At 71.2% G+C, this 8,981-nt stretch carries 10 protein-coding genes and 1 pseudogene; 7 read left to right on the top strand and 4 right to left on the bottom strand.

What is annotated here, in order from left to right; translation table 11 throughout:
* On the bottom strand, positions 1-999 hold a 999-nt coding region (locus CA983_RS35835), incomplete at its 3' end, for a DEAD/DEAH box helicase (RefSeq protein ID WP_143645638.1).
* 47 nt (positions 1,000-1,046) lie between these two features.
* Positions 1,047-1,946 (bottom strand): class I SAM-dependent methyltransferase, encoded by a 900-nt coding sequence (locus tag CA983_RS35830; RefSeq protein WP_208637107.1) that lies wholly within the window; start codon positions 1,944-1,946, stop codon positions 1,047-1,049.
* Positions 1,947-2,260: 314 nt separating this feature from the next.
* On the opposite strand from CA983_RS35830, the gene rpsA reads away from it, so the two are divergent.
* From rpsA to CA983_RS35810, 4 genes are all read left to right on the top strand, one after another.
* Entirely contained in the window at positions 2,261-3,763 is a 1,503-nt protein-coding gene (gene rpsA / locus CA983_RS35825) for a 30S ribosomal protein S1 (RefSeq protein WP_086604918.1), read from the top strand.
* Between the two features lie 152 nt (positions 3,764-3,915).
* Positions 3,916-4,854, top strand: coding sequence for a PAC2 family protein (locus CA983_RS35820; protein WP_086604917.1), 939 nt, complete (start codon positions 3,916-3,918; stop codon positions 4,852-4,854).
* A gap of 53 nt (positions 4,855-4,907) precedes the next feature.
* On the top strand, positions 4,908-5,528 hold the full coding sequence (gene coaE, locus CA983_RS35815) for a dephospho-CoA kinase (RefSeq protein WP_086604916.1): 621 nt from the start codon (positions 4,908-4,910) through the stop codon (positions 5,526-5,528).
* 50 nt (positions 5,529-5,578) lie between these two features.
* The gene (locus CA983_RS35810; RefSeq protein WP_086604915.1) at positions 5,579-5,959 is read left to right on the top strand and encodes a tetratricopeptide repeat protein; all 381 of its coding nucleotides are present in this window, start codon (positions 5,579-5,581) and stop codon (positions 5,957-5,959) included.
* Between the two features lie 39 nt (positions 5,960-5,998).
* Here the strand turns inward: CA983_RS35810 and CA983_RS35805 are convergent, their stop codons facing one another.
* Positions 5,999-6,262: a DUF6343 family protein gene (locus CA983_RS35805; RefSeq protein ID WP_425276497.1), complete on the bottom strand. Its 264-nt coding sequence runs from the start codon at positions 6,260-6,262 to the stop codon at positions 5,999-6,001.
* A gap of 160 nt (positions 6,263-6,422) precedes the next feature.
* Here CA983_RS35805 and CA983_RS35800 point away from each other — a divergent pair, with 160 nt between their 5' ends.
* The 3 genes from CA983_RS35800 (at position 6,423) to CA983_RS35790 (ending at position 8,751) form a co-directional block, all read left to right on the top strand.
* Positions 6,423-7,121, top strand: a complete 699-nt coding sequence (locus tag CA983_RS35800; protein WP_086604913.1) for a class I SAM-dependent methyltransferase — start codon at positions 6,423-6,425, stop codon at positions 7,119-7,121.
* Positions 7,114-8,175, top strand: a complete 1,062-nt coding sequence (locus CA983_RS35795; RefSeq protein WP_244207233.1) for a protein kinase family protein — start codon at positions 7,114-7,116, stop codon at positions 8,173-8,175. Before CA983_RS35800 ends, CA983_RS35795 begins: the two co-directional genes overlap by 8 nt.
* A 111-nt stretch (positions 8,176-8,286) precedes the next feature.
* Complete coding sequence (locus tag CA983_RS35790) at positions 8,287-8,751, top strand: DoxX family protein (protein ID WP_086604911.1); 465 nt, start codon at positions 8,287-8,289, stop codon at positions 8,749-8,751.
* An 18-nt stretch (positions 8,752-8,769) separates the two neighbouring features.
* Here the strand turns inward: CA983_RS35790 and CA983_RS35785 are convergent.
* Positions 8,770-8,981 (bottom strand): annotated as a pseudogene (locus tag CA983_RS35785) (RNA-binding S4 domain-containing protein); the annotation flags it as partial.

Genomic DNA, 8,981 nt, shown 5'->3' with positions numbered 1-8,981 from the left:
CTGCCGCCCGGCCGCCTGTGACGCCCGCACCGTCGTCAGCGCGCTCAGCCCGCGCGCGTGGTCGACGCGAGGCTCCCGCGTCAGTCCGGAGTCGACGACCACGCGCACACCGGGAACCGTCAGCGACGACTCCGCCACCGACGTGGCCAGCACCACCCGGCGCCGCTCCCCACCCGCCAGCACGGCGTCCTGCACGGCCGCGGACGCCCGCCCGTGCACCTGAAGCACCTCGACGTCCCCGAGCTCCCCGAGCTGCCCCGCGACCCGGGCGATCTCGCCCACGCCCGGCAGGAAACACAGCACGTCCCCGTCCCGCTCGGCCAGTGCCCGCCGCACCATCGACGCCACATGCGTCAGCAGCACCGGATCGACACGCATCCCGTGGGGCGGCCGCACGGGCCGCACCGGCGGCGCCCACACGACCTCCACCGGATACGCCGCCCCCTGGGCCTCGACCACCGGAGCGCCGCCCAGCAGCGCGGCCCACCCCTGCGCGTCGGTCGTCGCCGAGGCGGCCACCAGCCGCAGCTCGGGGCGCAGCGTCTGCCGTACGTCCCACAGGAACGCCGCCGCCGTGTCCGCGTCCAGATGCCGCTCGTGGCACTCGTCGAGCACGACCACGTCCGTACCGGCCAGCTCCTGGTCCCGCTGTACCCGCTGCACCAGCACACCGGTCGTGACGACCTCCACGCGCGTGTGCCGCCCGACGACGCGTTCCCCGCGCACGGTGTAGCCGACGCTGTCGCCGACCTTCTCGCCCAGCAGCCACGCCATCCGCCGGGCCGCCGCCCGGGCCGCGATCCGCCGCGGCTCGGCGACGATCACACGCCGCCGGGGCCCCTCCCCGAGCAGCCCCGCGAGGGCCAGGGGCACCAGGGTCGTCTTTCCGGTGCCGGGCGGCGCCACGAGGACGGCGGTGCCGTGCCCCTCCAGCGCGTCGTCCAGGGCGGGCAGGGCACCACGTACGGGCAGGGCGTCCAGGGCGTCGTAACGGATCACGCCCTCAGTGTCGTACGGCGCGGAAGGTGCCTGTCGCGCGCGGGCCTTCAGTCCCTCCCCCAGCCTTCGGCCGGGGGCGCCCCCATCTCGCTTCGCTCGCACACGAAGATCGCCGTCCCCGGGATCAGGTTCCCGCGCAGCGGCGACCAGCCGCCCCACTCGGAGGTGTTCCAGACCGGCCACTCCGGCTCCACCAGGTCCACCAGCCGGAAGCCCGAGGCCACCACGTCGCGGACGCGGTCGCCGAGCGTGCGGTGGTGCTCGACGTAGACCGCGCGGCCCTCCTCGTCCTGCTCGACGTAGGGCGTGCGGTCGAAGTACGAACCCGACACCGAAAGACCCTCCGGTCCCGGCTCGTCCGGGAAGGCCCAGCGGATCGGGTGCGTCACCGAGAAGACCAGACGGCCCCCGGGCCGCAGCACCCGGCGCACCTCCCGCAGCACCAGCCGCGGATCGGCGACGAAGGGCAGCGCCCCGTACGCCGAGCAGGCCAGGTCGAACGAGCCGTCCGCGAAGGGCAGCGCGCCGGCGTCGGCGCACACCAGGGGAAACGGTCCGCCGATGCGCAGCGCGTGCTGCAACTGCCGGTGCGAGATGTCCAGGGCCACCGGGCGGGCGCCCTGGCCGGCCAGCCAGCGCGAGCACTGCGCCGCGCCCGCGCCGATCTCCAGGACATCCTTGCCCTTCAGCTCCTCCGGCGGGCCGAGCAGCTCGGCCTCCACCTCGTCCAGGCCCTCGGGGCCCCACACGAAGCGGTCGTCGCCGAGGAAGGTGCCGTGCTCGGTCTGGTACTCGTCGGCGTTGCGGTCCCACCAGCCCCGGTTGGCCCGGGAGCTCTCCGTGACATCTGCGTCACGCCGGGTCGCCTCCGGTTCGGACGCTTCGGGCTCTTGGATGATCGGCTCCCTCGTCGTACTCTTCCGTCCAGCCGGTCCCGGAGCGGTCACGAAGGGGGCGTCACACGCCCTGCGTGGCCTCGGACGACACGACTTGTGCCGGGTATGCGGTGATCCGCCCCGGGTGGGCGGCTTCGCGCATTGACCCTGCCCGGCTGCCCCCGTATGCTACAAGTTGCGCTGCGGGCCTGCGCACCTCAGACGTAGCAGGCTGCGCTCGCATCTGTATGTATGTCCCCTCGGTTGTCGAGGCGCCACCATTTTTGTGTGGCGCTTCCTTGGCTGTCCGGCTTCTGCAGAGCGAAACGGGCTCCCGGCGTAGCAGTACCTACGACTTCAATGTCCGTACCGGAGCCCTTTCCCACATGACGAGCAGCACCGAGACCACCGCAACCACCCCGCAGGTAGCGGTCAACGACATCGGTAACGAGGAAGCATTCCTCGCCGCGATCGACGAGACGATCAAGTACTTCAACGACGGCGACATCGTCGACGGCGTCATCGTGAAGGTCGACCGGGACGAGGTCCTGCTCGACATCGGTTACAAGACCGAAGGTGTGATCCCGAGCCGCGAGCTCTCGATCAAGCACGACGTCGACCCGAACGAGGTCGTCGCCGTGGGTGACGAGATCGAGGCCCTTGTTCTCCAGAAGGAGGACAAGGAAGGCCGCCTGATCCTCTCGAAGAAGCGTGCCCAGTATGAGCGTGCCTGGGGCACCATCGAGAAGATCAAGGAAGAGGACGGGATCGTCACCGGTACCGTCATCGAGGTCGTCAAGGGTGGTCTCATCCTCGACATCGGCCTCCGTGGCTTCCTCCCGGCCTCCCTGGTCGAGATGCGCCGCGTTCGCGACCTCCAGCCCTACGTGGGCAAGGAGCTCGAGGCCAAGATCATCGAGCTCGACAAGAACCGCAACAACGTGGTCCTGTCCCGCCGTGCCTGGCTGGAGCAGACCCAGTCCGAGGTCCGCCAGACGTTCCTCACGACCCTCCAGAAGGGTCAGGTCCGTTCCGGCGTCGTCTCCTCGATCGTCAACTTCGGTGCCTTCGTGGACCTGGGTGGCGTCGACGGTCTGGTCCACGTCTCCGAGCTTTCCTGGAAGCACATCGACCACCCCTCCGAGGTCGTCGAGGTCGGCCAGGAGGTCACGGTCGAGGTCCTCGACGTCGACATGGACCGCGAGCGCGTCTCCCTGTCGCTGAAGGCGACCCAGGAAGACCCGTGGCAGCAGTTCGCCCGCACCCACCAGATCGGCCAGGTCGTGCCCGGCAAGGTCACGAAGCTGGTTCCGTTCGGTGCGTTCGTCCGCGTGGACGAGGGCATCGAGGGTCTGGTCCACATCTCCGAGCTGGCCGAGCGCCACGTGGAGATCCCGGAGCAGGTCGTCCAGGTCAACGACGAGATCTTCGTCAAGGTCATCGACATCGACCTCGAGCGTCGCCGGATCTCGCTGTCCCTGAAGCAGGCCAACGAGTCCTTCGGTTCCGACCCGGCCTCGGTCGAGTTCGACCCGACGCTGTACGGCATGGCCGCGTCCTACGACGACCAGGGCAACTACATCTACCCCGAGGGCTTCGACCCCGAGACCAACGACTGGCTCGAGGGGTACGAGAAGCAGCGCGAGGAGTGGGAGCGCCAGTACGCCGAGGCGCAGCAGCGCTTCGAGCAGCACCAGGCGCAGGTCATCAAGTCCCGCGAGGCGGACGAGAAGGCCGCTGCCGAGGGTGGCGACACCGCGGGTGCGGCTCCGGCCGCGTCCGGTGGTGGCGGTTCGTACTCCTCCGAGGGCCCGGACAACTCCGGCGCGCTGGCCTCGGACGAGGCGCTCGCCGCGCTTCGCGAGAAGCTGGCCGGCGGCCAGAGCTGACGCCCGCTGAGCAGTAGCTCCTGACTGAGGGGCCGTACCTTTCGAGGTGCGGCCCCTCAGTGCTGCCTCAGAAAGATCATGTACTCCTTCTCCGGGAATGCCCACGCCCGCAAGGGCGTTGTTCGGTACGGACACGAGGAGGAGCGGTCACTGTGCTTGATCCGCAGGGTTTGTACGCATGGGAGCCGAAGGGCCTGGCCGTCGTCGACATGGCGCTGGCCCAGGAGTCGGCCGGACTTGTCATGCTCTACCACTTCGACGGATACATCGACGCGGGCGAGACCGGCGACCAGATCGTCGACCGGCTGCTCGACTCGCTGCCCCACCAGCTCGTCGCCCGCTTCGACCACGACCGGCTCGTGGACTACCGCGCCCGCCGCCCGCTGCTGACGTTCAAGCGGGACCGCTGGAGCGACTACGAGGAGCCCGCCATCGAGGTGCGGCTGGTGCAGGACGCCACGGGAGCGCCGTTCCTGCTGCTGTCCGGCCCCGAGCCGGACGTGGAGTGGGAGCGCTTCGCCGCGGCCGTGCAGCAGATCGTGGAGCGGCTCGGCGTCCGCCTGTCGGTGAACTTCCACGGCATCCCCATGGGCGTCCCGCACACCCGGCCCGTCGGCCTGACCCCGCACGGCAACCGCACCGACCTCGTCCCGGGCCACCGCAGCCCGTTCGAGGAGGCGCAGGTGCCCGGCAGCGCCGAGTCGCTCGTCGAGTACCGCCTGCTCCAGGCCGGGCACGACGTCCTGGGCGTCGCCGCCCACGTCCCGCACTACATCGCCCGTTCTCCGTACCCGGACGCGGCCCTGACGGTCCTGGAGGCCATCACGGCGGCCACCGGACTGGTGCTGCCCGGCATCGCCCACGCCCTGCGCTCGGACGCCCACCGCACCCAGACGGAGATCGACCGGCAGATCCGCGAGGGCGACGAGGACCTCACCGCGCTCGTGGAGGGCCTGGAGCACCAGTACGACGCCGTGGCGGGCGCCGAGACCCGGGGCAACATGCTCGCCGAGCCGGTGGACATCCCGTCGGCGGACGAGATCGGCCGGGAGTTCGAGAAGTTCCTGGCGGAGAGAGAAGGCGACAGCTGAGCCCCGGGAGACCTGGACAGGGCCCTGCCCGTGGCAGGGCCTAAGCTCGGCTCATGCTGAAGGTGGGCCTGACCGGCGGTATCGGTGCCGGCAAGAGTGAGGTGTCACGGCTGCTCGTCGAGCGCGGTGCCGTGCTGATCGACGCGGACCGCATCGCACGGGAGGTCGTCGCACCGGGGACCCCCGGGCTCGCCGCGGTCGTGGAGGCCTTCGGCGAGGAGGTGCTCGCGGCCGACGGCAGCCTGGACCGGCCCAGGCTCGGCTCCATCGTCTTCGCCGACGCGGCGAAGCTCGCCACGCTCAACTCGATCGTGCACCCCCTCGTGGGCGCCCGCTCCCGCGAGCTCGAGGAGGCCGCCACCGAGGACGCGGTCGTCGTGCACGACGTCCCGCTCCTCACGGAGAACGGCCTGGCGCCGCTGTACGACGTCGTGATCGTCGTCGACGCGAGCCCGGAGACCCAGCTCGACCGGCTCGTACGGCTGCGCGGCATGACCGAGGAGGACGCCCGCGCGCGGATGGCCGCCCAGGCGACACGCGAGCAGCGCCGGGAGATCGCGGACATCGTCATCGACAACGACGTCCCGCTGGAGGACCTGGAGCGCCGCGTGAAGGACGTGTGGGCCGAGCTGGAGCGCAGGTCACAGGCGCCCCGGCCGTCCCCTCAGGAATAGCGGCATCTCGCGGGGGCGTTGAACCCTTGCAGTGAGGGAAGGACTCTGCCGTGCCCGAGACCAGCGGTTCGACCGGACGTACTCCGGAGACGCACGTCATCGACTTCCGTGCCGCCGAGCAACTGCTCGCGGCCCGGGACCCGCGGGGCGCGGTGAAGCTGCTCGACGCAGTCATCGCCGCCCACCCGGAGAACACCGCCGCGCGGCTGCTGCGCGCGCGTGCCTTCTTCGCGGCGGCGCAGCTGAGGCCGGCGGAGCTCGAGTTCTCGATCGTCCTGGAGCGCGAGCCGGACAACGCGTTCGCGCACTTCGCGCTCGCCCGCACGTATGAGCGGCAGAACCGCCCCGACCAGGCCAAGCGTCACTTCCGGCTGGCCGCCGCGCTGGACCCGAACCCGCGGTTCCTGAAGGCGGCGCGCTTCGACTCGTGAGCGGCCGTCCCCGTCCGCGTCAGGGGCGATCCGGCTGCCTCAGGGGTGATCGTCCGGTGGACGGTAGGGCGGGATGTCGGGGCCCGGCTGGTAGTGCGGGCCCTGGCGGATGTGCCTGAGGACGACGATCAGGTCGATCGCGACGACCAGCAGCAGCGCGCCACAGGCGATGGCCCAGCCGGTCCGCCCGGCGAGCGTGAAAGCGACCGTCCCGAAGAGCGCCCAGACCAGTCCCCACACGCTCAGCCAGAAGCGCGCCCGCAGGGCACTGCGCGCAGTCCTCGGTTCACTGCCTGTACGCATCACCATCTCCGCTCTTCTTTGCAACGTACTCCTCGCCGCGGATGCCGACCAACGGGGGAGCCGGGGCCGGTACGGGACGCCGTTCACTCGCGCGGGTGAACGCGGCCGGGACGGGAACGGGCGTGCGGGTGTGGTCCGTTGGGCGGGCATGGAGCTGAAAATGCGTGAGGGGTATGAGGGGACGGGGCCCGGCGCCATCACCCCGGACGGCTGCGCTGTGGAGTTCTACGCGCGGCTGCCCGTCGGGGACGAACCGGACATCATCGCGGCGGCGGTGCCGGCGGGCGCGCGCATCCTGGAGCTGGGCAGCGGCGTCGGGCGCATGACCCATGCGCTGCTGGAGCGCGGCTTCGAGGTCACGGCGGTGGACGAGTCCGCCGAGATGCTGGAACGCGTACGCGGAGCGCGGACGATATGCAGCCCGATCGAGGACCTGGACCTGGGCGAGCAGTTCGACGTGGTGCTGCTGGCGTCGTTCCTCGTGCACGCCGGGGACGCCGAGGTGCGGCGAGGCCTGCTGCGCACGTGCGTGCGGCATGTCGCGGAGGGCGGCTCCGTGCTGATCCAGCGGGAGGGCGAAGACTACCACACGAACGTGCCGCGCGAGCGGGTGGATCCCAGCGGCTTCACCCTCCGGATCACGTCGTCGGAGCCGGTCGGGGACGGGGTCAACTCGGTACGGGCGGAGTACGAGTTCCCGGACGCGGTCTGGACCCATACCTTCCGGGCGCGACCGCTGACCACGGAACAGTTCGAGGAGGCGCTGAAGGAGACGGGCCTGAGGGTCGACCAGTACCTGACGGAGGATCGGACCTGGGTGAGGGCGGTGCCCGGCGGTCCAGGTGGGCAGGGTGTGTGAGGGGGCATACGAGGTGGGGGAGGCCGGGCGACTGACCGGCTACGACACGGTTTCGACATCCCTGGCGCTGTGCGGGGACGCCGAGCTGCGCGAGCTGGTGGACGCGGCCGTGCCGTTGGGGACGGGCATCGGTGGGAAGTCGGCCCGGATGGACGTGGCCGGCACGCCGGTCTTCGTGAAGCGCGTGCCTCTGACGGACCTGGAGCGGCGACCGGAACACCGCCGGTCCACGGCCAATGTCTTCGGGCTTCCCACCTTCTGCCAGTACGGCGTCGGCGGGCCCGGGTTCGGGGCGTGGCGCGAGGTCGCCGTCCACACGATGACGACGAACTGGGTGCTCTCCGGGCAGTTCCAGGGCTTTCCGCTGCTGTACCACTGGCGCGTGCTGCCGGACGAGGCACCCACCCTGGCGGAGGAACTGGCCGATGTGGAACGGGCCGTGGCCTACTGGGAAGGGAGCGCGGAAGTACGACATCGCATCGAGGCACTGCGGCAGTCCTCGGCGAGCGTCGCGCTGTTCCTGGAGTACGTCCCCCAGACGCTGCACGCGTGGCTCACGGAGCAGGTGCGCACGGGCGGCGCGGCTCTCGACCGGGCGTGCTCGCTCGTGGAGACGGAACTGCGGGCGGGTACGTCCTTCATGAACAGCCGGGGGCTGCTCCACTTCGACGCCCACTTCGAGAACGTCCTGACCGACGGCCGGCGCCTGTACTTCGCCGACTACGGCCTCGCCCAGTCCAGCCGCTTCGACCTCTCACCCGCCGAGACCGACTTCTACGACCGGCACGCAGGCTACGACCGCTGCTACACGGCCAGTTACCTCGTGAACTGGCTGGTCACCGCCCTGTACGGCGCGGACTGGGAGCTACGTGGAGGACTGATACGGGCCTGGGCCGAAGGACAGCAGCCCACCGGGGTACCACCCGGGACGGCGAGGATCCTCGCCCGCCACGCGCCGGTCGCGGCCGTGATGACGGACTTCTACCGCTCGATCCAGGAGGTGAGAAGGACGACTCCCTACCCGGCGGAAAGACTTGGGCGGTTCTGCCCGTGACAGCAGGGCCGGAGCGAGTCGGTGAAAATCCGCCGGGCGCGATGAGTTCGAGGGTGAGGGGCGGTCTACCTCCGCGACATCACCACGGACCGCTTCCCCCAGGAGACCTCCATGTCCGAGCCCACCGCTCCTGTCACCGCCGCCCCCTCCGCCCCGGCCGGTGTGGTCGTCGCCGAGTCCGCGACCGCTCGCGGGCGGCGTGCCCGGATCGCGCTGCGCGGCCTCCAGGTGCTGCTCGCCCTCTTCTACGGGATCGCGAGCGCCCTGCCCAAGCTCATCGCGCATCCGTCGGCTGCCGAGTCGTTCGAGGAGCTCGGCTGGGGCAGCGCGGGGATGTACACCATCGGCGCCCTCGAACTGGCCGGAGCGGTCGCCCTGTTGATCCCGGTGCTCCAGTCGGTGGCGGCGATGGCGCTGGCCGCGCTGATGGTGGGCGCGTTCGTCGTCCAGATCGCCGTCATGGGCGGGCAGTACGCGGCGACGCCGCTCATCCTGATCGTGCCGCTCGCTCTCATCGCCTGGGCACGGCGGGGGCACAACGCGGAGCTGCTGCGCCTGCTGCGGCTCCAGGGGTGACCCTGCCGCGTGCGCTGCTCACGGCCTCGGCTTGCCCGGCCCTCCGCCGGGACCGGGGCCGAAGCCGCTTCCCGGGCCGAAGCCGCTTCCCGGGCCCGGGCCCGGTCCCGGTCCGGCCAGGCCGCGCAGGCGTTCCAGCTCGCGGCGGTCCCGCTTCGTCGGGCGGCCCGCGCCGCGGTCGCGGATGCCGGCCGGGGCGACGGCCTCGCGGGGCGGGGGCGGCGGGGAGT

It is taken from the genome of Streptomyces swartbergensis (assembly GCF_002148965.1).
Taxonomy (GTDB): Bacteria; Actinomycetota; Actinomycetes; order Streptomycetales; family Streptomycetaceae; genus Streptomyces; species Streptomyces swartbergensis.
Note: the sequence above shows the minus strand (reverse complement) of the source record. Positions and strands in the feature narration are given on the sequence as shown.